General features: G+C 71.1%; 21 protein-coding genes. 11 read left to right on the top strand and 10 right to left on the bottom strand.

Translation table 11 applies throughout. The features are described 5' to 3' along the window. Positions 1–53: 53 nt before the first annotated feature. Positions 54–3,737, bottom strand: a complete 3,684-nt coding sequence (locus tag AB0P08_RS09840) for a multifunctional oxoglutarate decarboxylase/oxoglutarate dehydrogenase thiamine pyrophosphate-binding subunit/dihydrolipoyllysine-residue succinyltransferase subunit (RefSeq protein ID WP_363589651.1) — start codon at positions 3,735–3,737, stop codon at positions 54–56. Between the two features lie 161 nt (positions 3,738–3,898). On the opposite strand from AB0P08_RS09840, the gene guaB1 reads away from it, so the two are divergent. The 3 genes from guaB1 (at position 3,899) to AB0P08_RS09825 (ending at position 7,844) form a co-directional block, all read left to right on the top strand. Beyond that, positions 3,899–5,353 (top strand): GMP reductase, encoded by a 1,455-nt coding sequence (guaB1, locus tag AB0P08_RS09835; RefSeq protein WP_363589649.1) that lies wholly within the window; start codon positions 3,899–3,901, stop codon positions 5,351–5,353. Between the two features lie 113 nt (positions 5,354–5,466). Then, a complete protein-coding gene (locus tag AB0P08_RS09830; RefSeq protein WP_060923227.1) occupies positions 5,467–6,786 on the top strand; it encodes a hemolysin family protein in 1,320 nt (439 codons plus the stop codon). Beyond that, positions 6,783–7,844: a hemolysin family protein gene (locus tag AB0P08_RS09825; RefSeq protein WP_187663746.1), complete on the top strand. Its 1,062-nt coding sequence runs from the start codon at positions 6,783–6,785 to the stop codon at positions 7,842–7,844. The genes AB0P08_RS09830 and AB0P08_RS09825 overlap by 4 nt, the downstream gene beginning before the upstream one ends. A 59-nt stretch (positions 7,845–7,903) precedes the next feature. Here AB0P08_RS09825 and AB0P08_RS09820 read toward each other — a convergent pair whose 3' ends face one another. Further along, positions 7,904–8,971 carry an NADH:flavin oxidoreductase/NADH oxidase gene (locus AB0P08_RS09820; RefSeq protein ID WP_363589647.1) on the bottom strand — a complete coding sequence of 356 codons (1,068 nt, stop codon included), beginning with the start codon at positions 8,969–8,971 and terminating at the stop codon, positions 7,904–7,906. Positions 8,972–9,027: 56 nt separating this feature from the next. Between AB0P08_RS09820 and AB0P08_RS09815 the strand changes: the two genes are divergently transcribed. From AB0P08_RS09815 to AB0P08_RS09795, 5 genes are read left to right on the top strand one after another with little or no spacing between them, the layout of a single operon-like run. Then, positions 9,028–9,858 (top strand): ADP-dependent NAD(P)H-hydrate dehydratase, encoded by an 831-nt coding sequence (locus AB0P08_RS09815; RefSeq protein ID WP_363589645.1) that lies wholly within the window; start codon positions 9,028–9,030, stop codon positions 9,856–9,858. Beyond that, complete coding sequence (locus tag AB0P08_RS09810) at positions 9,855–11,093, top strand: phosphatidylglycerol lysyltransferase domain-containing protein (RefSeq protein WP_363589643.1); 1,239 nt, start codon at positions 9,855–9,857, stop codon at positions 11,091–11,093. Before AB0P08_RS09815 ends, AB0P08_RS09810 begins: the two co-directional genes overlap by 4 nt. Before the next feature lie 4 nt (positions 11,094–11,097). Further along, the gene (locus AB0P08_RS09805) at positions 11,098–11,430 is read left to right on the top strand and encodes a thiamine-binding protein (protein WP_363589641.1); all 333 of its coding nucleotides are present in this window, start codon (positions 11,098–11,100) and stop codon (positions 11,428–11,430) included. A gap of 9 nt (positions 11,431–11,439) precedes the next feature. Beyond that, complete coding sequence (locus AB0P08_RS09800; RefSeq protein ID WP_315637094.1) at positions 11,440–12,669, top strand: MFS transporter; 1,230 nt, start codon at positions 11,440–11,442, stop codon at positions 12,667–12,669. 9 nt (positions 12,670–12,678) lie between these two features. Further along, positions 12,679–13,284 carry an NUDIX hydrolase gene (locus AB0P08_RS09795; RefSeq protein WP_363589639.1) on the top strand — a complete coding sequence of 202 codons (606 nt, stop codon included), beginning with the start codon at positions 12,679–12,681 and terminating at the stop codon, positions 13,282–13,284. Between the two features lie 6 nt (positions 13,285–13,290). Here the strand turns inward: AB0P08_RS09795 and metX are convergent, their stop codons facing one another. Beyond that, on the bottom strand, positions 13,291–14,496 hold the full coding sequence (metX, locus tag AB0P08_RS09790) for a homoserine O-acetyltransferase MetX (protein ID WP_363589637.1): 1,206 nt from the start codon (positions 14,494–14,496) through the stop codon (positions 13,291–13,293). Between the two features lie 106 nt (positions 14,497–14,602). Next, entirely contained in the window at positions 14,603–15,925 is a 1,323-nt protein-coding gene (locus AB0P08_RS09785; protein WP_363589635.1) for a bifunctional o-acetylhomoserine/o-acetylserine sulfhydrylase, read from the bottom strand. A gap of 159 nt (positions 15,926–16,084) precedes the next feature. Between AB0P08_RS09785 and AB0P08_RS09780 the strand changes: the two genes are divergently transcribed. Genes AB0P08_RS09780 through AB0P08_RS09770 form a run of 3 tightly spaced genes read left to right on the top strand, consistent with a single transcriptional unit; the run spans position 16,085 to position 18,202 of the window. Next, positions 16,085–16,867 carry an SDR family oxidoreductase gene (locus tag AB0P08_RS09780; protein WP_363589633.1) on the top strand — a complete coding sequence of 261 codons (783 nt, stop codon included), beginning with the start codon at positions 16,085–16,087 and terminating at the stop codon, positions 16,865–16,867. Next, complete coding sequence (locus tag AB0P08_RS09775) at positions 16,864–17,583, top strand: uracil-DNA glycosylase (protein WP_363589631.1); 720 nt, start codon at positions 16,864–16,866, stop codon at positions 17,581–17,583. Before AB0P08_RS09780 ends, AB0P08_RS09775 begins: the two co-directional genes overlap by 4 nt. Positions 17,584–17,587: 4 nt before the next feature. Beyond that, positions 17,588–18,202: a GNAT family N-acetyltransferase gene (locus tag AB0P08_RS09770; protein WP_187663757.1), complete on the top strand. Its 615-nt coding sequence runs from the start codon at positions 17,588–17,590 to the stop codon at positions 18,200–18,202. 79 nt (positions 18,203–18,281) lie between these two features. On the opposite strand, the gene AB0P08_RS09765 is transcribed toward AB0P08_RS09770, so the two are convergent. The 6 genes from AB0P08_RS09765 to AB0P08_RS09740 all read right to left on the bottom strand — a co-directional run bounded on the left by AB0P08_RS09765 (position 18,282) and on the right by AB0P08_RS09740 (position 24,215). Further along, positions 18,282–19,070 (bottom strand): ABC transporter ATP-binding protein, encoded by a 789-nt coding sequence (locus tag AB0P08_RS09765; RefSeq protein ID WP_259955123.1) that lies wholly within the window; start codon positions 19,068–19,070, stop codon positions 18,282–18,284. After that, entirely contained in the window at positions 19,067–19,858 is a 792-nt protein-coding gene (locus AB0P08_RS09760) for an ATP-binding cassette domain-containing protein (RefSeq protein WP_187663759.1), read from the bottom strand. Before AB0P08_RS09760 ends, AB0P08_RS09765 begins: the two co-directional genes overlap by 4 nt. Then, positions 19,855–20,724 carry an ABC transporter permease gene (locus AB0P08_RS09755; protein WP_363444540.1) on the bottom strand — a complete coding sequence of 290 codons (870 nt, stop codon included), beginning with the start codon at positions 20,722–20,724 and terminating at the stop codon, positions 19,855–19,857. The genes AB0P08_RS09760 and AB0P08_RS09755 overlap by 4 nt, the downstream gene beginning before the upstream one ends. After that, positions 20,721–21,671, bottom strand: coding sequence for an ABC transporter permease (locus AB0P08_RS09750; RefSeq protein ID WP_259955117.1), 951 nt, complete (start codon positions 21,669–21,671; stop codon positions 20,721–20,723). Before AB0P08_RS09750 ends, AB0P08_RS09755 begins: the two co-directional genes overlap by 4 nt. Before the next feature lie 16 nt (positions 21,672–21,687). Next, positions 21,688–23,205, bottom strand: a complete 1,518-nt coding sequence (locus tag AB0P08_RS09745; protein ID WP_187663762.1) for an ABC transporter substrate-binding protein — start codon at positions 23,203–23,205, stop codon at positions 21,688–21,690. Between the two features lie 92 nt (positions 23,206–23,297). Then, complete coding sequence (locus AB0P08_RS09740) at positions 23,298–24,215, bottom strand: alpha/beta fold hydrolase (protein WP_363589627.1); 918 nt, start codon at positions 24,213–24,215, stop codon at positions 23,298–23,300. Positions 24,216–24,353: the final 138 nt, after the last annotated feature.

Below are 24,353 nucleotides of genomic sequence, written 5' to 3'. Positions count from 1 at the left end.
AAGGGGCGCCCCGGCCGAAGCCGGGGCGCCCCTTCTCGTCGTCCGAGAGCGGATCAGCCGAGGGTGACCGCCGCGCGGATCAGAGCGGCCTGCTCGGTGGCGTGCACCTTGGACGAGCCTGTCGCCGGAGACGCCGAAGCCGGACGCGACACGGGGCGGAAGGAGCGGTCGCCGGGGACATCCGCGAACGCGAGGGCCAGGAACGGCCAGGCGCCCTGGTTCTCCGGCTCCTCCTGCACCCATACGAGCTCGGCGTTCGGGTACGAGTCGGTGATCTTCTTCAGCTCGTCGATGGGTGTCGGGTAGAGCTGCTCCAGACGCACCAGGGCGATCTCCGGGTTCGGGTTCTTCTCCAGCTCGGCGCGGAGGTCCCAGTGCACCTTGCCGCTGTGCACGAGGACGCGCTTCACGGCGGAACGATCGAGACCGCGGTCGTCGTCGATGACCGGCTCGAACCGACCGCCGGTGAACGCCTCGACCGGGCTCGTCGCTCCCCGCAGGCGCAGCATCGCCTTCGGGGTGAACACGATCAGCGGCTTGCGCGGGCGCGCATAGGCCTGACGGCGCAGCAGGTGGAAGTGCGACGCCGGCGTCGACGGACGCGCCACGATCATGTTGTCCTGTGCGCACAGCTGCAGGAACCGCTCGATGCGTGCGGAGGAGTGGTCCGGCCCCTGACCCTCGTACCCGTGGGGGAGCAGGAGGGTGACGCTGGACTGCTGACCCCACTTCTGCTCCGCGGCGGAGATGTACTCGTCGATGACCGACTGCGCGCCATTGACGAAGTCGCCGAACTGCGCCTCCCAGAGCACCAGGGCCTCGGGAGCCTCCACAGAGTAGCCGTACTCGAAGCCGAGCGCGGCGTATTCGCTGAGGAGGGAGTCGTAGACGAAGAAGCGGCCCTGGGCGTCGGACAGATTCGACAGCGGCAGCCACTCCTGGCCGTTGGCCCGGTCATGGAGCGCGGCGTGACGCTGTACGAACGTCCCGCGGCGCGAGTCCTGGCCGGCGAGGCGCACCGGAGTGCCCTCGACGAGAAGCGACCCGAAGGCGAGCAGCTCGCCGAAGCCCCAGTCGATGTTCCCGTTGCGGCTCATGTCGAGACGCTTCTCCAGCAGCTGCTGGATCTTCGGGTGCACGGTGAAGCCCTCGGGCTTGTTCACGAACGCATCGCCGATGAGGCGGATGACCTCCGCGGGGACACCGGTGACCTCGGGGGCTCCGACCTGGTCCTCGACCTGCGGGGCCTCCTCCGGGGCGATCGGGGTGGCTCCGGTCTCGGCGGCGTGCGTCTCGGCGAAGGCGATCTCCAGACGGTTCTGGAAGTCGGCCTTGGCCTCGTCGTACTCCTCCTCGGTGATGTCACCGCGACCGACGAGCGACTCCGTGTAGAGGCGGCGGACGGAGCGCTTCGCCTGGATGAGGTCGGTCATCAGCGGCTGCGTCATCGAGGGGTCGTCGCCCTCGTTGTGACCGCGTCGGCGGTAGCAGACGAGGTCGATCACGACGTCGCGGTGGAAGCGCTCACGGTACTCGAACGCGAGCTGGGCCACGTGGATGACCGCCTCGGGGTCGTCGCCGTTCACGTGGAAGACGGGTGCCTGGATCGTCTTGGCGACGTCGGTGGCGTAGACCGAGGTGCGGGCGTCGCTCGGCGTCGTGGTGAAGCCGACCTGGTTGTTGACGACCACGTGGATCGTGCCGCCGGTGCGGTAGCCGCGCAGCTGCGACATCTGCAGCGTCTCGACGACGACGCCCTGGCCGGCGAAGGCCGCGTCTCCGTGGACGAGGATCGGCAGCCAGGCGAAGGTGCCGATGGGCTTGCGGTCCTGCTTGGCGCGGACGATGCCCTCGAGCACGCCGTCGACCGTCTCCAGGTGCGAGGGGTTGGCGGCCAGGTACACGGGGAGCGAGGAGCCGTCGTCGGCGACGAAGGTGCCCTCGGTGCCGAGGTGGTACTTCACGTCGCCGGAGCCGCGCTGGTTGCCGGGGGTCTGCGTGCCCTCGAACTCGCGGAAGACCTGGCCGTAGGTCTTCCCGGCGATGTTGGTGAGCACGTTGAGGCGACCGCGGTGGGCCATGCCGATCGCGGCCCCCTCGAGACCGGCGGTGGCCGCGCCCTGGAGGATCTCGTCGAGGAGCGGGATCAGCGACTCGCCGCCCTCGAGGGAGAAGCGCTTCTGACCGACGAACTTCGTCTGCAGGAAGGTCTCGAAGGCCTCGGCCTCGTTGAGCTTGCGCAGCACGCGCAGCTGCTCGTCATGGCCGGGCTTCTGGTACTTGACCTCGACCTTGTCCTGGAACCAGCGGCGCTGCTCCGGGTCCTGGATGTGCATGTACTCGATGCCGAGCGTGCGGCAGTAGGAGTCGCGCAGCACGCCGAGGATGTCGCGGAGCTTCGCGACGCGGCGCCCGCCGAAGCCGCCGGTGACGAATTCGCGGTCGAGGTCCCAGAACGTCAGCCCGTGACTCTCGATCTCGAGGTCGGGGTGCGAGCGCTGTCGGTACTCGAGCGGATCGATGTCGGCCATCAGATGACCGCGCACGCGGAAGGAGTTGATGAGCTCCTGCACGCGCGACTGCTTGTCGACGCGCTCGGCGAGGTCGACCGCGATATCGGGGTTCCAGCGGATGGGGGCGTACGGGATGCGCAGCGCGGCGAAGATGTCGTCGTAGAAGCCGCGCTGGCCGATCAGCAGCTCGTGCACCTTCTTGAGGAACTCGCCGGAGCCGGCGCCCTGGATGACGCGGTGGTCGTAGGTGCTGGTGAGCGTGATCGTCTTGCCGATCGCGAGCTCGTTGAGCGTCTTGTCGCTCGCGCCCTGGAACTCGGCCGGGTACTCGAGCGCGCCGGCGCCGATGATGCAGCCCTGGCCCTTCATGAGACGCGGGACCGAGTGGACCGTGCCGATGCCGCCCGGGTTGGTCAGCGAGACCGTGGTGCCCTGGAAGTCGGCGGCGGTGAGCTTGTTGGCGCGTGCGCGGGTGACGAGGTCCTCGTAGGCGGCGAGGTACTCGGTGAAGGTCATGGTGTCGGCGCGTTTGATGCTCGGGACCATGAGGGCGCGGGTGCCGTCGGGCTTGGGCAGGTCGATCGCGATGCCGAGGTTGACGTGCGCCGGGGCCACGACGGAGGGCTTGCCGTCGATCTCGGCGTAGAAGACGTTCTGGCTGCGGAACTCGTCGAGGGTGCGGATGAGCGCCCAGCCGATGAGGTGGGTGAAGCTGACCTTGCCGCCGCGGGTGCGGGCCATGTGGTTGTTGATGACGATGCGGTTGTCGATCATCAGCTTGGCGGGGACCGTGCGCACGCTCGTCGCGGTGGGGACGGTGAGGGACTCGTCCATGTTCGCGGCGAGGGTCTTCGGCAGACCGCGCAGCGGGGTGACCTTGTCCTCCTCGGAGGGCGGCTGCGCCTCCTTGGATTCCTGCTTCGGCTTCGGCGCCTGGGCGGGGATCGGGGCGGACGCCGCGGGCTTCGCCGTGGTGCGGGCGACGGGCTGCGAGCCGATCACCGGGATGGGCGCGGTCACGGGGTGTGCCGGGGCCGTCGTCGCGGTGGGAGCAGCAGCGCCTCCGCCTGCGGTGGTCTCGGAGTGGTACTTCTCCAGGATGGGCCACCACTCCTTGTCGACCGAGTCGCGGTTCTCCTTGAACTGCTCGTAGAGCTCTTCGACGAGCCAGGAATTGGCTCCGAACCCCCCGTCGCCACCGACGCCGGTCACCTGGTTCGACACGCTCTATCGCCCTCTTTCATCGCTGAAGATCTCCGATGCGGACGCACGACGCAGGATGCGCTCGGGCCCGCACACTCTCGACCACCAAGCCTAACCTGTTTCGACCGGGGAGACGTCGAAGAGAGCGACCCGCGCCGCGCCGATCTGGGTACCGTGGAGGCATGGAGTTCTCAGGTGCGCAGCCGACCGTCGATCTGACCTACTCGGATGTCTTCCTGGTGCCGCGCCGTTCGGCCGTCACCAGTCGGTTGCAGGTCGATCTCGCCCCGCACGACGGCACGCCCGCGACGCTGCCGCTCGTCGCCGCGAACATGAACTCGGTGACAGGGCCGCGGATCGCCGCCGTGCTCGCACGCCGCGGGGCGCTGGGCGTGCTCCCGCAGGACCTGCCGCTCCAGGAGCTCGACGCCGCGATCCGCGACGTGAAGGGGCAGCCGGTGCTCTGGGACACGCCGCTCGTGCTGCCCCCGGAGGCGACCGTCGCCGACGCCCTCCGCCTGCTTCCGGCCGCCGTGGGACACGGGATCGTCGTGGCCCACGGCGCGGCGCCGATCGCTGGGGACCGCATCGTCGGCGTCCTTCCGGCGACGCGTCTGGCGACCGCGTTGCCCGATGCGCAGCTCGGCGACCTCGTGCACCGCGGGACGCCGTCCATCGACGCGGACGACATCGGCTCCGAGCGTCACGCCTTCGACGTCATCACCGAGGCGGACGTCGAGATCGTCACCGTCGTGCACCACGGCCACCTCGTCGGGACGCTGAGCGCGCGCAGCGCCTTGCGCGCCACCCTGTACCGCCCGGCCGTGGACGCCGACGGCCGCCTCGCAGTGGCCGCGGCGGTCGGCATCAACGGCGATGTGGCGGCCAAGGCGAAGGCGCTCGCGGCCGCCGGCGTGGACGTGCTCGTCGTCGACACCGCGCACGGTCACCAGGAGGGCATGCTCCGGGCGCTGCAGGAGGTCGCGTCCCTCGGCCTCGGGCTCCCGATCGTCGCGGGGAACATCGTCACCGCGGACGGCGTGCGGGATCTCGTCGACGCGGGCGCCTCGATCCTCAAGGTCGGCGTCGGCCCCGGGGCGATGTGCACGACCCGGATGATGACGGCGGTCGGTCGTCCGCAGTTCTCCGCGGTGCTGGAGACCGCCGAGGCCGCCGCCGAGGCCGGAGCGCACGTCTGGGCCGACGGCGGGGTGCGCTACCCCCGCGACGTCGCCCTCGCGCTCGCGGCCGGTGCCGCCTCCGTCATGGTCGGCTCCTGGTTCGCCGGGACGATCGAGGCCCCGGGGGAGCTCCAGCGCGACGCGGACGGGCGGCTGTTCAAGGAGTCGTGGGGGATGGCGTCCACGAAGGCCGTGCAGGCGCGGTTCGGTCGGCTCGACGCGTACGAGCGGGCGCGCAAGGAGCTGTTCGCCGAAGGCATCTCCTCCTCGAAGATCTATCTCGACCCGCTGCGGCCGGGAGTGGAGGACCTGCTCGACATGATCACCTCGGGCGTGCGGTCGTCCTTCACGTACGCCGGTGCTGCGACCGTGCCGGAGTTCCACGAGCGCGCCCTCGTCGGACTGCAGTCCGCGGCGGGATATGAGGAGGGCAAGGCGCTGCCGGTCAGTTGGTGATCGCCTGCCGCGTCCACAGTCCGCTTCTGTAGAATCGAGCGCACTATGGACGACCCTCCCAGTTGCCGAACATCGCCCCACCGTCCCGTTCTCTCCCCGGAGAGGAAGATCTGATGGACTACATCATGTTGGGCGTGGGGCTTCTGCTCACGGTCGGCACCGGCCTCTTCGTGGCGAGCGAGTTCGCCCTCGTGAACCTCGACCGCGCGGATCTGGAGGCGCGGCAGGCGCGCGGGGAGTCCCGCCTCTCCCTGACGATCAGCGCTCTCCGGCACACGTCGACGCATCTCTCGTCTGCACAGCTCGGCATCACGCTGACCACGCTGCTGACCGGCTACACGATGGAGCCGGCGCTGTCGAACCTCCTGCGTCCCACGCTGGTCGCCTGGAACATCCCGGAAGCCGCCGTCGCTCCCATCGCGACCGTGGTGGCGATGTTCGTCGCGACGGTGCTCTCGATGATCCTCGGCGAGCTCGTCCCGAAGAACTTCGCGCTGGCGCTGCCCCTGGCCACGGCCAAGCTCGTCGTGCCCTTCCAGATCGCCTTCACGACGGTGTTCAAGCCGGCGGTGGTCGTGCTGAACGGCAGCGCCAACGGCGTGCTGCGCAGCATGGGCATCGAGCCCAAGGAGGAGCTCTCCGGCGCCCGCAGCGCGGAGGAGCTGTCGTCGCTCGTGCGACGGTCGGCGAGCGCCGGAGTTCTGGAGGCCGACACCGCCACGCTGCTGGACCGCACGCTCACCTTCTCCCGGCTCACGGCGGCGGACGTCATGACGGCACGCCCGAGCATGCACGCGATCGCCGCCGGCGACTCCGTGGACGACGTGATCCAGCTCGCCCGGCGCACGGGCCACAGCCGCTTCCCGGTGTTCGACGAGGACCTCGACGACATCACCGGCGTCGTGCACCTCAAGGCCGCCATCTCGGTGCCGCGGGAGCGTCGCGCCGAGGTGCCCGTCGGCGCTCTCGCGACCGATCCGCTCCGCGTGCCGGAGACCGCCCATGTCGACGCGCTCATCTCGGACCTCCGCGGCCGGGGTTACCAGCTCGCGGTCGTCGTCGACGAGTACGGCGGGACCGCCGGCATCGTGACCCTGGAGGACCTCGTGGAGGAGCTCGTCGGCGAGGTCTCCGACGAGCACGACCGGACGAGGGCCGGGATCATCCGCAACCGCGACGGGGTGACCTTCCCCGGCGAGCTGCGCCCGGACGAGCTGCGCAGCCGCGCGGGCGTCGAGGTGCCGGAGGGCGATGTGTACGACACGGTCGGCGGCTACGTCATGAGCGTTCTGGAGCGTGTGCCTGTCGTCGGCGACGAGGTGCCCCTGGAGAGCGGCACGCTGCAGGTGGTCCGCATGGACGGACGCCGGGTGGATCGGGTGCGCTACGTCCCGAGACCGGATGCCGTCATCATCGAGGGGGTGTCCCTGTGAGCGATTGGGGAGGCCTCGCCTGGCTCGTCGTCCTGCTGGCGGCGAACGCGTTCTTCGTCGGCGCCGAGTTCGCGGTGATCTCCGCGCGGCGCTCGCAGATCGAGCCGAAGGCGGAGCGCGGCTCGCGTCCCGCCAAGACGGCGCTGTACGCCATGGAGCACGCGACGCTCATGCTCGCGACCTCGCAGCTCGGCATCACGATCTGCTCGCTGCTCATCCTGAACGTCTCCGAGCCCGCCATCCACCACCTGCTCGCCGTGCCGCTGCACGCCGTGGGCTGGTCGGATGGTGCGGTGGACGTCGTGTCGTTCACGATCGCGCTGCTCATCGTGTCGTTCCTGCACGTCGTGTTCGGCGAGATGGTGCCGAAGAACCTCGCGTTCTCGATTCCGGACCGGGCCGTGCTGCTCCTGGCGACGCCGCTGGTGTGGGTGTCGAAGGTGTTCATGCCGGTGATCTGGCTGCTGAACGCGGCGGCGAACGGTGTGCTGCGCCTGTTCCGGGTGGAGCCGAAGAACGAGGCGGCGTCGACCTTCACGCTCGATGAGGTGGCGACGATCGTCAGTCAGTCGCGCCGGGAGGGCGTGCTCATGGACACCGCGGGCACGGTGACGGCCGCGGTGGAGTTCACCGACAAGAAGGCCCGCGACGTGGCCGTGCCGCTGAGCGACCTGGTCACACTGCCGCAGACGACCACGCCGGACGACATCGAGAAGGCGGTGGCCCGCTACGGGTTCTCGCGCTACGTGATCGTCGACGACGAGGACGTCCCGATCGGCTACGTCCACCTCAAGGACATCCTGCGGGCCTCCGAGGGGCCGGACGCCGAAGCCAAGGTGCTCGAGCCGATCCCCGGCAAGCGCATCCATCACATGGTGCCCGTGCAGGAGGACACCGACCTGGAGGACGCTCTCGCCGTCATGCGACGTGCGGGCCGTCACCTGGCCAAGGTCCGCGACGCGCGGGGGGAGACGACCGCCGTGCTGTTCCTGGAGGACATCCTCGAGGAGCTCGTCGGCGAGGTGCAGGACGCGACCCGTCGCGTCCGCGGTCACTGACGTCGCGACACACGAAGGCCGCCGGCTCCCACGGGAACCGGCGGCCTTCGTCGTGGGCGTCAGCGCCAGTGCGCCCGCTCGTACTGCGGGGGCCAGGCGACCTCATCCCCCAGCTCGTGTGCGGCGCGGAGCGCGAAGTGCGGGTCGCGCAGCCACTCCCGTCCGGCGAAGATCGCGTCGGCCGCGCCGTCGGCGAGCACCTGTTCGGCCTGCGCGGCCGCGGTGATGAGGCCGACGGCCGACACCGGGATCCGCCCGCCCTGGCGGACGGTCTCGGCCAGCGGGACCTGGTAGCCGGGGGAGACGCTGATGCGCTGGTGCGCGACGAGGCCGCCGCTGGAGACGTCGATGAGGTCGGCGCCGTGCGCGGTCGCCCAGGTGCCGACCGTCGCGGCCTCCTCGGGCGTGAACCCGCCCTCGGCGTGATCGGTCGCCGAGATGCGGACGAACAGCGGCACGTCGTCGCCGGCCGTCTCGCGCACCGCGTCCACGACGCGCAGCAGCAGCCGGGCCCGGTTCTCCAGCGAGCCGCCGTACTCGTCCTCACGGAGGTTGGACAGCGGCGACAGGAACTGGTGCAGGAGGTAGCCGTGGGCGCCGTGGATCTCGATGACGTCGAATCCGGCCTCCCGCGCCCGCCGGGTCGCGGCGGCGAACCCGTCGACCACGCGGTCGATGCCCGCCGCGTCCAGCGCGACCGGCGCGGCGAACCCCTCGTAGGCCACGGCCGACGGGGCGGTTGTCGTCCATCCGCCCTCGGCGGCGGGGACCGTGCCGCGCTCGTCCGCCCACGGCCACCAGGTCGAGGCCTTCCGCCCGGCGTGCGCGAGCTGGATGCCCGCTGCCGCCCCTCGGTCGTGGATCGCCCGGACGATCGGGGCCAGGGCGTCGCGCTGCGCGTCGTCCCACAGCCCGAGGTCGCGGGGAGAGATGCGCCCCTCCGGCACGACGGCCGTGGCTTCGGCCACGATGAGTCCGGCGCCCCCCGAGGCGAACTGCGCGAGGTGGGTGTGGTGCCATTCCTGCGCGACGCCGTCGACGGCGCTGTACATGCACATGGGGGACACCCAGAGGCGGTTGCGGAACGTGGTGGACCGGATGGTCAGCGGAGAGAAGAGAAGACTCACCGTTCGACGGTACCGCCGACGCGGACGGGACAGGGCCGTCGGGCTAACGTGGAGTCATGAGCGACGTGCGCGAGTGGGCCCGCAACGACGCGGCGCGGTTCTTCCGCGCGCCGACCGCCGAGGACGACAAGTACTCGCGGGGCGTCGTGGGCGTGCGCACGGGATCCGCCGCCTACCCCGGCGCCGCGGTGCTCGGCGTCGAAGCCGCCTGGCGCACCGGCGCCGGGTTCGTCCGCTACGTGGGCGCGCCGTCGGCGGTCGCGGCGGTGCTCTCGCGGCGCCCGGAGACCGTCGGCGGGCCGGATGCCGGACGCACGCGGATCGGTGCCTGGGTGATCGGCTCCGGGACCGATGCCGACGACCGGAGCGCGACGGAGGCGCAGGCGCTGCGGGAGATCGTCGGCGGCGACGTCCCCGTGGTCATCGACGCCGGAGCGCTCGATCTGGCGCCGACCGCACGCGCCCCGTTCGTCGCCACGCCGCACGGCCGGGAGTTCGCGCGGCTGCGCGAGCGCATCGGCATCGACGGGGCCTCGGACGATCTCGCAGACGTCCGCGCCGTGTCCGCCGCGATCGACGGGGTGGTGCTGCGCAAGGGCGCGCGCACCGTGCTCGCCGCACCCGACGGCACGCTGATCGCCGTCGAGGCGGGAACGGGCTGGCTCGCGACGGCGGGCACGGGCGACGTGCTCGGCGGGATCGTCGCCGCCGTGATCGCCGCGAATCCGGACAGCCCGCTCGTCGAGTCCGCTGCGGCGGCCGTCTGGCTGCACCGGCACGCCGCCCGCATCGCCGCCGCGGCGACCGGGGGTGCGAGCGGCCATCCGATCGTCGCGCTCGACGTCGCGGAGGCGCTGCCCCGCGCGGTCGCGGACCTCCTGTCGTGAGGACCACGGCCCGGGGGAGCGCGCTCGCCCTGTGGATCGCCTTCCTCCTCGTCCACCTCGTGACCGCGTCGCTGGGCTGGGTCTACCCGAGCCAGCCCATGGGGGACGTCGTGCTCGTGTACGAGCCCTGGGCCACCGCGGCGTGGAGCGGCGGGGAGGTCGTGGGCGTCACGGAGTCCTGGGTGTATCCGCAGCTCGCGCTCCTGCCGATGATGCTCGCGGCCGGGCTCGCCGCACCGTTCCTCCCGCTGCTCGGCGTCTCCGGCGCCTACCTCATCGGCTGGGCACTGCTGGTGACGGCGCTCGACGCCCTGGCGTTCGCCGTCCTCGTCGGGCGCGGACGCGTACGGGCGCGTCGGACAGCCGCGTGGTTCTGGTGTGCGGCGCTGCTGCTCCTCGGACCCATCGCGCTGTACCGGATCGATGCCGTGACCGTGCCCCTCGCCGTCGTCGCCGGTCTGTGGCTGGTCACCCGCCCCACCATCGCCGCGGCGCTGCTGACCGCCGGGGCCTGGATCAAGATCTGGCCAGGCGCCCTCCTGCTCGCAGCGGTCGTGGCCGGCAGGGCGCGGCTGCGGATGCTGCTGACCGCGGCGGCGGTCACCGCCGGTGTGGTGGTGGCGCTCCTGCTGCTCGGCGCCGACACCGAGATCCTCGGCTTCCTCACCGCACAGACCGGCCGGGGGCTCCAGATCGAGGCGGTCGCCGCGACGCCGTTCCTCTGGATGGCCGTGACGGGGGCCGCCCGCATCGAGTACAGCTACGACATCCTCACATTCCAGTTCGTCGCTCCGGGCGCGGAGGTCGTCTCCACGGTCCTCACCCCGCTCCTCGCGCTCGCCGTGGTCGTCATCGCGCTCGTCGGCGGGGTCAGGGCCGCCCGTGGCGCGTCATTCGCGCGACTCTTCCCGCCGCTGGCCCTGCTCCTGGTGACGGTGCTCATCGCTCTGAACAAGGTCGGCTCGCCGCAGTTCCAGACCTGGCTGCTGGCGCCCGTGATCCTGTGGCTCGTCCTCGACCGCCGCCGCGCGCAGACCGCCGCGGCGCTCGTGCTCGCGCTGTGCCTGCTCACTTGTCTCGTGTATCCCCTGAGCTACGACGGGCTGCTGCGGGCCGAAGCCGCCCCCGTCCTGCTGCTCACGATGCGCAACGCGCTGCTCGTCGTCCTCGCCGTCGTGAGCGCCGTCGCGCTCGCGCGGGTCCCCGTCGTCCGCCGTCCCCGAACCCAGGAGTGAACCCATGTTGATCGCCTTCTCCGTCGCCCCCAGCGGCGCGCCCGTCGATGGCGCCGACCGCCCCGATGCCTCCGTGCACGATGCGGTGGCCGCCGCGGTGCGCGTCGTCCGCGCTTCGGGGCTCCCGCACCGCACGACGAGCATGTTCACCGAGATCGAGGGGCCCGACTGGGACACCGTGATGGACGTGGTCAAGCGGGCGACCGAGGCGGTCATGCCGTACGGATCGCGGGTGTCCCTCGTCCTCAAGGCGGACATCCGTCCCGGCTACACGGGGGAGCTCGACGCCAAGGTCGAGCGCCTGGAGGCGGCGATCGAGGAGTCCGACGACCGGTAAGCTGAACCGGTGAATCCCTCGACACCTTCGAGGGGTGCGGCGAAGTGGGCGCTCCTCTCCCTCGCCATCGGCAGTTTCGGCATCGGCATGACCGAGTTCGTCGTCATGGGCCTGCTGCCGAACATCGCCGCCGACCTCCTCCCGTCCGTCTGGGCGTCGAGCCAGGAGGAGGCGCTGAGCCAGGCCGGCTGGCTGATCTCGCTGTACGCGCTCGGCGTGGTCATCGGCGCCCCGACCATCGCCGGCTTCGTCGCCCGCTATCCGCGGCACCGGGTGATGATCGTTCTCGCCCTGGCGTTGACGGTGTTCAATGCGCTCACCGTGGTGCTGCCGACGTTCGAGCTCGTCGGGGTGTCGCGCTTCCTCGCCGGGCTCCCGCACGGTGCGTATTTCGGCATCGGCGCGCTCGTCGCCGCCGACGTGATGGGACCGGGCAACCGTGCCAAGGGCGTTGCGTTCATCCTCACCGGACTCACGGTCGCCAACGTCATCGGGGTGCCGCTGGGCACCTTCCTCGGTCAGGAATGGGGCTGGCGCGCGGCCTTCGCCGTCGTCGCGCTCGTCTTCGCGCTCGCCACCGTCTTCATCGCGCTGTTCGTGCCCGCGCACCCGGGGAACCCCGGACGCACGATGCGGGCCGAGCTCGGGGTGTTCCGCATCGGTCAGGTGTGGTTCACGCTCGGCGTCGGGGCGATCGGCTTCGGCGGGTTCTTCGCCGTCTACAGCTACATCGCCCCGCTCGTGACGGAAGTCGCCGGATCGCCGGACTGGGTCGTGCCGATCGTGCTCGTGCTCATGGGGCTCGGCATGACCGGCGGGAACCTCGTCGGCGGTCACCTCGCCGACATCGACCTCCGCCGCACGCTGCTGCTCGGTCTCGCCGCGATGGCGGTCGTGTTCGCTCTGCTCGCCGTGCTCTCGTTCTGGATCGTGAGCCTGAGCCTCGTCGTCGTGCTCGTCGGGTTCGTCTCGTCCGTGCTGAGCCCGACGATCCAGACCCGGCTGATGGACGTGGCCGGCGACAACCAGTCCATCGCGGCGGCCATGAACCACTCCGCCCTGAACATCGGCAACAGCCTCGGCGCCTTTCTCGGCGGCATCGTGATCGCGGTCGGCTGGGGCTTCACGGCGCCGGCGTGGACCGGCGCCGTGCTCGCAGTGGCCGGTCTCCTCATCGCACTGGTGTCCTACCGCGTGGAGGCGCGGCGGGTCGCGCAGACGCCGGTCCTCGCATCGTAGAGTGACGGGGTGACCACCCCCGACGAGGACCTCCCGCTCGCCGGCACCGTCGTGCTGCTGCGGCCCGCCGCCGACGGCTTCCAGGTGCTGCTGCTGCGCCGTCCGTCGCGAGGCTCGTTCGCAGACGCCTGGGTCTTCCCCGGCGGGAAGGTCGAGCCGGGGGACCGTCAGCCGGGCGCTGCAGAGGTCGACGACGCGCGTCGCGCCGCCGCCAGGGAGACCGCGGAGGAGGTCGGACTGACGGCGCGCGACCTGGTGCCGCTGTCGGAGTGGCGTCCGCCGGCGGAGGCGCCGGTCCGGATCCGCACCTGGTTCTTCCTCGCCCTCGCGCCGGACGCCGAACCGTCGCCGTCCGCCGACGAGGTCGTCGAGCTCGCCTGGGTGTCACCCGCCGAGGCTCTCGCCCGTCACGCGTCAGGAGAGTGGCGACTCTTCCCGCCGACTTGGCTCACACTGCACCGACTCTCCGCCTTCGCCGATGTCGATGCGGCGCTGGCCTCCGGCGGGGCTGTCGAGCTGTTCCAGACACAGGTGCGCGATGAGGGCCGGGCGTTCGGCTGGGCACAGGGGATCCTCCACGCCCACACCCTGCCGTGGCGGTTCGATCCGGTGTGACGCGGCTCAGGTGTCGAGCAGACGCCGCAGGTGCGCGCCGACGGCCTCGGTCTCGATGAGGAAGCCGTCGTGGCCGAAGTCGCTCGTGAGCACCACCGCTTCGCCGTCGAGCACGTTCGTGATGCTCCGCGCGATCCGCTGCTGCCCGTCGACGGGGAAGAGGCGGTCGCTGTCGATGCCGAGGACGAGGGTCTTCGCGGTCACCGCCTTCAGGGCCTCCTCGACGCCGCCGCGGCCGCGACCGACGTCATGCGAGTTCATCGCCTCGACGAGGGTGACGTAGCTGTTCGCGTCGAAGCGCCGCGTGAACTTGTTGCCATGGAAGTCGAGGTACGACTCCACCGCGAAGCGCCCGCCGTGGCCGAGCGGCGACACGTCGGACTGCCAGGAGCGCTGGAACCGCTGGTTGAGCTCGATCGGGCTGCGGTAGTTCAGCAGAGCCATGCGGCGGGCGAGGGCGAGGCCGCGATGCGGACCGTCGCCGTCCGCGAGGTCGTAGTACTCGCCGCCCTGGTAGCGCGGGTCCATGCGGATGGTCTCCAGCTGCACGGTGTTGAGCGCGATCTGGTCGGCGGTGGTGACCGGGGGAGAGGAGAGCACCGCGAGCCGCTGCACCCGGTCGGGCTGCGACACGGCCCACTCGAGCGCATGCATGCCGCCCATCGAGCCGCCGATCACCGCCGCCCAGCTGTCGATGCCGAGCGCGTCGGCCAGACGCACCTGCGCGGCGACCTGGTCGCGGATGGTGAGGTAGGGGAAGCGCGACGCCCACTCGTAGCCGTCCGGGGCGATGCTCGCCGGCCCCGTCGATCCCTGGCAGCCGCCGAGCATGTTCGGCGCGATCACGAACCACTCGTCGGTGTCGAGCGGCGCACCGGGCCCGACGACGTCCTCCCACCAGCCGGCGGTCGGGTGGCCGGCGCCGGCCTCGCCGCGCACATGGCTGTCGCCGGTGAGGGCGTGCAGGACGAGCACCGCGTTGTCGCGGGCGGCGTTCAACTCGCCCCAGCTCTCGTAGGCGAGGCGGATGCCGGGAAGCTGTGCTCCGCTCTCCGCGGTGAAGGCGCCGAACGCGGCGAAGCGGCGGCCGCCGACGGGATCGCCGTCCCGCCAGGCGCCGGTGGCCGGCGGGCGGGCACGGAGCAGCCGGACGTCGGCCTCCGTCACCGGTGCCGACGGCACCGTGTCCTCGGAGGTCGTCTGCCAGTCCATGTCTCCATTCTCGCCTGGCCGGTGGGTCTCGGCCCGCAGGTTACGACACGGGCACGACGAAGGCCCCGAGCCGTGCGGTCCGGGGCCTTCGTGGAGGGCGTGCGGGTCAGGCGCGCGCGGCCTCCGAGACGGCACGCGCGGCGGCGAGCGCCTGGTCCAGATCCGCCTTGAGGTCCTCGATGTTCTCGAGGCCCACGGACAGGCGCACGAGGCCGGGGGTCACACCCGCGGTGAGCTGCTGCTCAGGCGTGAGCTGGGCGTGCGTCGTGGAGGCCGGGTGGATGACGAGCGAGCGCACGTCGCCGATGTTGGCGAGGTGGCTGAACAGGGAGAGGCTGTTGACGAACTCCCGTCCGGCCTCGACACCGCCCTTGAGCTCGAACGACAGCACGGCGCCGACACCCTTCGGTGCGTACTCGTTCGCCTTGGCGTACCAGGGCGAGGAGGGCAGGCCGGAGTAGTTGACCCCGGCCACGTCGTCGCGGCTGTCCAGCCACTCGGCGATCTCCTGGGCGTTCTGCACGTGGCGCTCGATGCGCAGCGACAGCGTCTCGACACCCTGGATGAGGTTCCACGCGCTCTGCGGGGCGATGGCCGAGCCGAGGTCGCGGAGCAGCTGCACGCGGGCCTTGATGATGTAGGCGAGCGGGTCGCCGACCGCGGCGGTGTAGCTGGCGCCGTGGTACGACGGGTCCGGCTCGGTGAGCCCGGGGAACTTCTCGACGTTCTCCGACCACGCGAACGAGCCGCCGTCGATCACGACGCCGCCGATGGTGGTGCCGTGGCCGCCGAGGAACTTCGTGATCGAGTGGACGACGATGTCGGCGCCGTGCTCGAACGGACGGATCAGGTACGGCGTCGCGATGGTGTTGTCGACGATCAGCGGGACGCCGTTCTCGTGGGCGATGTCGGCGACCGTGCGGATGTCGAGCACGTTGATCTGCGGGTTGCCGATCGTCTCCGCGAAGAAGAGCTTCGTGTTCGGACGGACGGCGCGGCGCCACTCCTCCGGGTCGTCCTGGTTCTCGACGAAGGTGACCTCGATGCCGAGCTTGGCCAGGGTGTACTTGAACAGGTTGTAGGTGCCGCCGTAGATCGAGCTCGACGCGACGAAGTGGTCGCCGGCCTGCGCGATGTTGAGGATCGCGAAGGTCGAGGCGGCCTGGCCGCTGGAGAGGACGAGGGCGCCGGTGCCCCCTTCGAGCGCGGCGAGGCGCTGCTCCAGGACGTCCTGGGTCGGGTTCTGGATGCGGGTGTAGATGTTGCCGAACTCGGCGAGCGCGAAGAGGTTCGCGGCGTGGTCGGCGCTGTCGAACACGTAGGACGTGGTCTGGTAGATCGGCGTCGCCCTGGCCTTGGTGACGGGGTCGGGGGCGGCGCCCGAGTGGATCTGCTTGGTCTCGAAACGCCAGGTCTCGGGTGCGGACATGTGTTCCCCCTGGAACGGTCGGAAGGTCGGATGGGCTGGTGCCCTTGCAGCGAGAGTACGGAATATCGCGCCGTGTCAACAGTGACCGGGAAATGTGACGTAACACGGCGTGCGGCGCGGAACGGGCGGAACCCGCGCGGACATCGTACGGTGGAGGACATGGCCAACAGACGTGCAGTGGTGACAGGTGCGAGTTCCGGGATCGGTCAGGCGACGGTACGGGTGCTGCGGGCGCGGGGGTGGGACGTCGTCGGCGTCGCCCGCCGTGCGGACCGCCTCGCCGCGCTCTCCGCCGAGACGGGGGCATCGACCATCGCCTGCGACCTGACCGACGATGCGGCGGTGGCGGCGCTCGTCGGAGAGCTGGAGCGCACGGGCCCGGTCCACGCCCTCGTCCAGGTCGCCGGCGGCGCGCGGGGGACCGACCGCGTCGAGGACGCCGCGCTCGCCGACTGGCAGTGGATGTACGACGCGAACGTGCTCGCCACGCAGCGCCTCGTGGCGGGGCTGCTGCCGCTGCTGCGTCGCACCGCGGACGCGGACGGTCACGCCGACCTCCTCTTCGTGACCTCGACGGCTGCGCAGACCGCCTACCCGGGTGGTGCAGGGTACAACGCGGCGAAGGCCGCCGAGGCGATGCTCGTCCGAGCGCTGCGCCAGGAGCTGAACGGCGAGCCCCTCCGGGTGGCCGAGGTCGCTCCGGGCATGGTACACACGGAGGAATTCACGCTGAACAGGCTCGGGGGCGACGCCGTCGCCGCAGAGGCCGTGTACTCCGGGGTCGAGGCGCCGCTCCTGGCCGAGGATGTGGCGGACGTGATCGCCTATGCTCTGGACGCTCCGGCCCACGTGAACCTCGACCTCGTCACGATGCGGCCGGTCGCCCAGTCGGCGCAGCACCTGCTCGCGCGGGGTCCGCTGCGGGTCCGGCCCGTCGAGTGAGCGGAGGACGCACCCTCGCGGAGCTCGCCGACGAGGGACTGATCGATGCGGGGTGGGCGGAGGCGCTGGCGCCCGTGCAGGACACCATCACGGCGCTCGGGGAGCGGCTCCGTGCCGAGCAGGCCGCGGGTCACGGGTACCTTCCCGCGGGGCCGAACGTGCTGCGCGCCTTCCAGCAACCGCTCGCCGACGTGCGTGTGCTCATCACGGGTCAGGACCCCTATCCGACCCCCGGGCACCCGATCGGACTGTCGTTCGCCGTCGACCGCGACGTGCGCCCCTTGCCGCGGAGCCTGATGAACATCTACAAGGAGCGCGAAGCGGACCTCGGGCTTTCGCCCGCGCCGCACGGCGACCTCACGGCGTGGAGCGATCAGGGCGTGCTGCTGCTGAACCGCGTCCTGACGGTGCGCCCCGGAGCCGCGGCCTCCCACCGCGGCTGGGGGTGGGAGCAGGTGACGGAGCTCGCGATCCGCACCCTCGTCGCCCGGGAGCAGCCGCTCGTGGCGATCCTCTGGGGACGTGACGCGGCGAATCTCCAGCCCCTTCTCGGTGACACCCCCGTGATCGCCTCCGCGCATCCGTCCCCTCTCTCCGCGAGCCGCGGCTTCTTCGGCTCCCGGCCCTTCTCCCGTGCGAACGCGCTCCTGGAGGGCCTCGGCGCGGAACCGGTGGACTGGAGGGTGGAGGGTGAGGGGCCCGGCTCCCTAAGCTGAGCCCATGCAGTTCGAGCCCGGGGACCGTCGTCGCGTTCTCCCGCGTCATCTGCGACCGGCCTCCGCACCGGACACGTTCTCGTACGCGATCCGCCCCGCCAGGGCCGCAGACCTCCCGCACGTGCGCGAGATCTACAACCACTTCGTCAGCAACTCGGCCGTCACTCTGGACGAGCGCCGCAGCAGCATCCCATACTGGAGAGACAAGTTCGCGCTCCTGGAGCGGCTCGGGCTGCCTTTCCTCGTGGCGGTGTCGCCCTCCGGCGCGATCCTCGGCTATGCCCTCGCGCAGCCATGGGCCGGGAAGAACGCCTACCGGTACACGGTGGAGGACTCCATCTACCTCGGGCCGGGCGCGGCGGGGAAGGGACTCGGCTCCGCTCTCCTGCAGGCCCTGATCGACGCCTGCGAACAGCGCGGGCTCCGCGAGATGGTCGCCGTCGTCAGCGATCAAGGGGCGGACGCCTCGATCCGGCTGCACGAGAAGCTCGGCTTCGTGGAGGCCGGGCGCATGGGGCGGGTCGGCCGGAAGTTCGGTCGTGACCTGGGCACCGTCTACCTGCGCCGAGCCCTGCGCCCGTCCCGCCCCCGCCGTCGCCTCTCGCTCTTCCCGCGCTGACCCACCCCTGTGTGTGCGCCCCGGCCCCTTGCGGACGCGCGCAACGGGGTGGGAGGCACGCAAGGGGGTGGGTCGACGATCAGGCGTCGGGGATGACGGGGATCGCGGAGAGCAGCGTGCGGGTGTAGTCCGCCGACGGGTGGAGAAGGACGTCACGGGTCGGACCGCGCTCGACGATGCGGCCGTCCTTCATGACGACGACCGTGTCGCAGAGGTTCTGCACCACGCCGATGTCATGGGACACGAGCAGCAGCGTGAACTCGTCCGCGACCCGCAGCTCCGCGAGGAGCTCGAGGATCTGCGCGCGCACCGTGACGTCCAGCGCCGACAGCGGTTCGTCGCCGACGAGGATCCGCGGACGATGGACGAGCGCGCGGGCGAGGGCGATCCGCTGCCGCTGCCCGCCGGAGAACTCGTGCGGGTAGCGGTCGCCCATCTCGGGGTCGAGGCCGACCTGGGCGATGACCTCTCGTACCCTGGCGCGATGATCTCCGTCGATGCCGAGTGCCCACAGCGGCTCCCGCACGATCTGCCCCGCCGTCATCCGGGGGTCGAGCGAGGCGTACGGGTCCTGGAAGACGAGTCCGGTCTGCCGACGCAGCCAGTGCAGCGACCGCGCGGAGGCAGTGGCATCGACGGTCCGGCCGTCCACCGACACGCTCCCCGCGGTCGGACGGTCGAGCCCGAGCAGGAGCCGCACGAGGGTCGACTTCCCGGATCCGGACTCGCCGATGATCCCGACGGAGGCGCCCTCGGGGACGTCGAGGTCGGTCGGCTCCAGCGCCGTCTGCCGCCGCGTGCGCTCGAACGCCGTCCGCTTCGGCAGGACGAAGTCCCGCCGCAGCCCTCGTGCTTCGATCAGGCTCATGCCGTGCCTCCGTCGGGACGCCAGAGAGTCGCGGTCGCGTCCCGCAGCAGGCCCTGCGTGACCGGTGAGGAGGGCGCGGTCAGCAGCCGCGACACCGGGGCGCTCTCGACGACGCGACCGTGCTCCAGCACCACGCCCGCGGTCGCCACCTGGGACAGCACCGCGAGGTCGTGCGTGATGAACAGCAGCGACATGCCCTCGTCGGCCACGAGCCGGAGCAGCAGCGACAGGATCTCCGCCTGGATCGTCACGTCCAGGGCGGTCGTGGGTTCGTCCGCGATCAGCAGCCGCGGACGGCAGGCGAGGGCCATCGCGATCGCCACGCGCTGCCGCTGACCCCCGGAGAGCTGGTGCGGGTACCGGTCGACGATGGTCTCCGGGTCGGGAAGCCGCACGCGGGCGGCTTCGGCGATCGCCCGGTCGCGCGCCTCGCGCCGCCCGAGGCCCTCGTGGATGCGGATGGATTCCGCGATCTGGCGGCCGACGGTGCGGATCGGGTTGAGCGCGGTCCGCGGCTCCTGGAAGACGATGCCGATGTCGTCGCCGCGCAGCCGGGCGAGATCGCGGTCCGGCATCCCGATCAGCTCGGTGTCGTCCCAGCGGATGCTGCCGTGCGCTGTCGCCCCGTCCGGCAGGAGCCCGAGGACGGCGAGCGCGGTGAGGGACTTGCCGGAGCCCGACTCGCCGATCACGCCGAGGCGCGCGCCGTCGGGCACCTGGAACGACACGCCGTCGACGACGCGCCGTCCGTCGATCTCGATGACGAGATCCTCGACCGTCAGACTCATGCGACCACCGCCGGTGTGTGCGTCTCGGCGGCGCGGTGCCGCAGTGTGGGATCCGTGGCCTCGCGGAGCCCGTCGCCGAGCAGGTTGAGGGCGAGCACGGTGAGGGTGATGGTGAGTCCGGGCCAGATCACCGTGAGGGGGTGCACACCGATGTAACGCTGCAGATCGGCGAGCAGCAGCCCCCAGCTGGGCTCCACGACCGAAGCGCCGAACCCGAGGTAGGACAGGCCGGCCTCCGCGAGGACGGCCACGGCCATCGACCACGACAGCTGCACGATGAACACCGGCGCCACGTTCGGGAGGAGGTGACGGACGAGGTTCTGCGCCGGGGTGAGGCCGGACGCGCGCGCCGCGAGCACGAAGTCGCTCTGCTGTACGCGGCGCAGCTCCGGACGCGTGACCCGCGCGATGTTCACGCCGAACCCGATCCCCACCGCCCAGATCACGACCCAGAGCGAACCGCCCCACACCGACGAGATCATCATCGCGATCAGCAGCACGGGGAAGGCGATGAGGATGTCGACGAGCACGGCCACCGTCTCCCGGACGAGGCGGGTGGTCAGGGCGCCGAGGGCGGCGAGGGCGATGCCCACGAGCGTCGCGACGAGTCCGGCACCCACGCTGACGAACACAGTCGTCCGCGCCCCGGCCATGAGCAGGCTCAGGATGTCGCGACCGGTGTCGTCCGTGCCGAGCAGGTGCGGCCAGCTCGGCGGCAGCCAGCGGTCGCCGATGTTCGAGGCCCGCGGGTCGAACGGCGTCCAGAAGAGCGACACGACGGCCGCCAGCGCGACGACGGCGATGACGATCAGCCCGAAGCGACCGGTCGAGGTCCGCCACAGCCGGGGGAACCAGCGCGCGCTCATGCGGCCTCCCGCTGTCGAGGATCGATCGCCCGGTGCAGCAGATCCACGAGGAAGCCGACCACCAGCACGAAGCCGGTCAGCACGAGCAGCTCGCTCTGCACCTTGACGAGATCCCGGGTGCCGACGTCGGTCACGAGCATGCGGCCGATGCCCGGAAGCGTGAACAGCTGCTCGATCACGACCGAGCCGACGATGATCCCGGCGACCTGGAGGCCGAGGACCGTGATGATGGAGAGCCCGACCGCGGGGATGCCGTGCTGGATGAGGGCGCGGGTCTTGGTCAGTCCCTTGGCGGCCGCGGTGCGGACGAAGTCCTGCCCGGCCGCCTGCAGGGTCGCGCTGCGCACGAAGCGCATGAGCATGGCCCCCTCGACGATGCCGATGGTGAGGGCGGGCAGCAGCAGCGCCTCGATCGCCCTGCCCGGCGTGGACCATCCGGTGCGGGGGAAGCCCTGGGGCGGCAGCCAGCCGAGCCACACGGAGAACACCACGATCAGCATCATGCCCGCCCAGACGACGGGCACCGCCGCGAGCGCCTGCGCGCCGACGCTGAGCGCGGTACCGTCGCGATGGCCGCGCCGCAGGGCGGCGAGGATCCCGAAGGGGACGGCGATCAGCACGGCGATCGCCAGCGACATGATCCCGAGCGGGACGGTCACCTGCGCCTTCAGCAGGAGCTCCTCGCCGACGGATGCGCCGGACAGCAACGACGTGCCGAGGTCGCCGCGGAGGATGCCGGCGATCCAGTCGGTGTACTGCACGAGCAGGGGCTGGTTCAGGCCCAGTGACTCCCGCAGGGCCTCGACCTCGGCGGGCGAGGCCTGCGTGCCGGCGATCAGCTGCGCGACGTCGCCGGGGAAGACGCGCAGCGTGAGGAAGATGAGCGCGCTCGACACGAGGAGCCCCGCGATCAGCAGGGCCCCTCGGACGAGCGCGTAACGCAGCACGGGGAGTCGGCCGTCGTCAGCTCGCCGCGGAGACGGTCACACCCGCGAGGTCGATGCGCGAGTTGATCGAGTCCTCAGGGAATCCGCTGACGAGCGGGCTCACGGCGGTGATCGTCTGGCCGTTGTAGAGCCAGTCGGCCGCGTGGTCCTCGGAGACGATGCGGGCCGCCTCGGCGAGGAGCTTCGCGGAGGCGTCCGCGTCGACCTCCGCCATCGCCTGCGCGTAGAGGTCCTGCACCTCGGCGTTGTCGTAGCCGAAGTAGTAGTCCGGATTGGCGAAGTTGCCGAAGTCCCGCGGCTCGACGTGCAGGACGAAGCTGAGGTCGTAGTCCTTGTTGGTGTAGACGTCCTCGAGCCAGGTCGGGAACTCCACGGAGTCGACCTCGAGGTTCACACCGACCTTGTCGAAGTCCGAGATGAGGACCTTCGGCACGGTGGTGCCGTAGAACGACGGGATCGTCAGGGTGAGGTCGAGATCCTCCTGGCCGGCCTCGGCGAGCAGCTCCTTCGCCCGGTCGGGGTCGTAGGAGATGACGTCGGAGAGGTCCTCGTAGCCGGGGTCGAGCTCGGGGATCGGACCGTACAGCGGAGTGCCGGCGCCGACGGCCTCGATGAGCGCGTCGTGGTCGATCGCCAGGCGCAGAGCCTCTCGCACCCGGACGTCGTCCAGCGGGGCCTTCTTGTTGTTGAAGGCGAGCGTGGCCTTGTCGGTCGTGCGGCCCGTCGTGAGTGTGAAGTCGCCCGAGTCCTCGAGCTGGGGAGCAAGGTTGGGGTCCACCGCGGTGAGCACGTCGACGTCGCCGGCGAGAGCGGCGTTCACTCCGGCCGTGAAGTCGGGGATGTACTGGAACTCGACCTCGGCGACGCCGGCCGGCTCGCCCCAGTACTCGTCGTTGCGGGCGAAGGTGATCGTGCTGCCCTTGTTCCAGCGCGTGAGCGTGAAGGGCCCGGTGCCGTTCTCCGCGGTCTTGAGGTCGGTGGTGTCGCCCTTCTTGAAGACGAGGCCGGCCGGGCCGGTGAGCGAGAAGAGGAAGTTCTGGTTCGGCTCCGACAGCACGATCTGGACGGTCGTGGCGTCCGGGGCCGAGATCGAGGCGACGGACGCGAACTCCGCGTTGCCCTGCACCGTCGTGTCGGTGCGGACGGTCTCGTACGACGCCACGACGTCGGCGGAGGTGAGGGGCGAGCCGTCGTGGAAGGTGATGCCGTCGTTGAGGGTGAACGTGTAGGTGAGGCCGTCGTCGGACACCTCGTAGTCCGAGGCGAGCCGCTCGACGATCTCGTTCTCCTGCGTGCGGCTGACCAGTCCTTCGTAGATGTTGTCGATGAGGACCTGCTCGAGAGCGGCGCCGCTGGTGTGCCGGATGTCGAGGTTCGTGGGTTCGAGCACGAGACCGACGTGCAGGGTGGCGTCGGGGTCGGGCTCGCCGCCCGCGGACGGGGCGGGCTCGGCGGAGCCGGAGCAGGCGCTGAGGATCACGGCGGTGGCCGCGAGCGCGGAGATCAGCGCGAGGCGTCGATGACGTCGGAACATGGGTGTTTCCTCTCGGTGCGGCAGGTGCTGTGTGCCGGTGGGACGAGCCTAGGGTCGGGCAGAGGGATGCGGCGCGGGTGCGGAACGGAACGTCATATTCCGGCCGTGACCGCGGAGGCGACGAGTGCCGCGAGGTCACGAGGTGCCGTCTCCTGCACGTTGTGCGTGGCGTCCAGTGCCACGACGCGGGCGTCGGGGAGCCGCTGCTGGAACTGCTCCGCATCGGCAGCGCTGACGAAGCCGCGCTCGGCGCGGACGAGCGTGACGGGCGCTGCCACGGCCGCCAGATCATCCCAGCCGGTCTCGTGCAGCACCGAGGGGGCCGCCGCGGTGCCGGGGTCGTGAGCGGCCAGCGCGGCCGCCGCGAGGTGCGCGAAATGGTGCTTCCACTCCACGCGCCCGTCTGCACGCACGCGCGTGTTGAGGAAGACGCCGCGCTCCGTCTCGGGGCGGGTGCCGCCGAATCCGAGGGCCATCGCCTTGTCGACGAGCTCCGCACGGCTGGCGAAGTCCGTCGGGCCGGCGTAGAACTCGCGCAGGGCGGCGGGGCCGGCGGAGACGTCGATGCCGGGGGTGATGTCCACGACGACCAGCGCGGCCACCAGGTCGGGTCGGGCCGCGGCGACAGCGGCGCCGGTGAGACCGCCGAGAGACTGTCCGACGAGCACCTGCGGCCGGGACGTCCATGCGTCCAGCGCGGCGACCACGTCCGCGGCGAGTGTGCGGGGGGAGTAGTCCGCATCGTCACGCCAGGCGGAGTCGCCGTGGCCGGCGAGGTCGATCGCGAGGAGCGGCTGTCCGAGCGCCAGCGCCGTCGTGTCCCACGTGTGGGCGTTCAGCCCCGCGCCGTGCAGGAGCGTGATGCGCGGGGCCTCGGTGCCGAAGCGCAGCGCGCTCACGGACCGGCCGTCGGGAAGGGGGAGGGTCAGTCGCTCCACCGTCGGGAGCGGGACGCCGAGAGCATCGGCCTGTGCGGGAAGATAGGAGAACTCGCTGCTGTCGATCGCCACGCGGCTATTCTGCGCCCCGAATCGCCACCACGGGAAATGCGAGAGCACATCGACAATCCAGAACCGGCATTTGGCGTGCGTTCAGATTAGATTTTGCGCAACATGCTTGTCGATCTGCATTTCGACCTCCCCTCGGGG

The sequence above is a fragment of the Microbacterium meiriae genome (assembly GCF_040686935.1).
In the GTDB taxonomy this organism is placed as follows: domain Bacteria; phylum Actinomycetota; class Actinomycetes; order Actinomycetales; family Microbacteriaceae; genus Microbacterium; species Microbacterium meiriae.
This window is presented reverse-complemented; position numbering and strand designations above follow the sequence as displayed.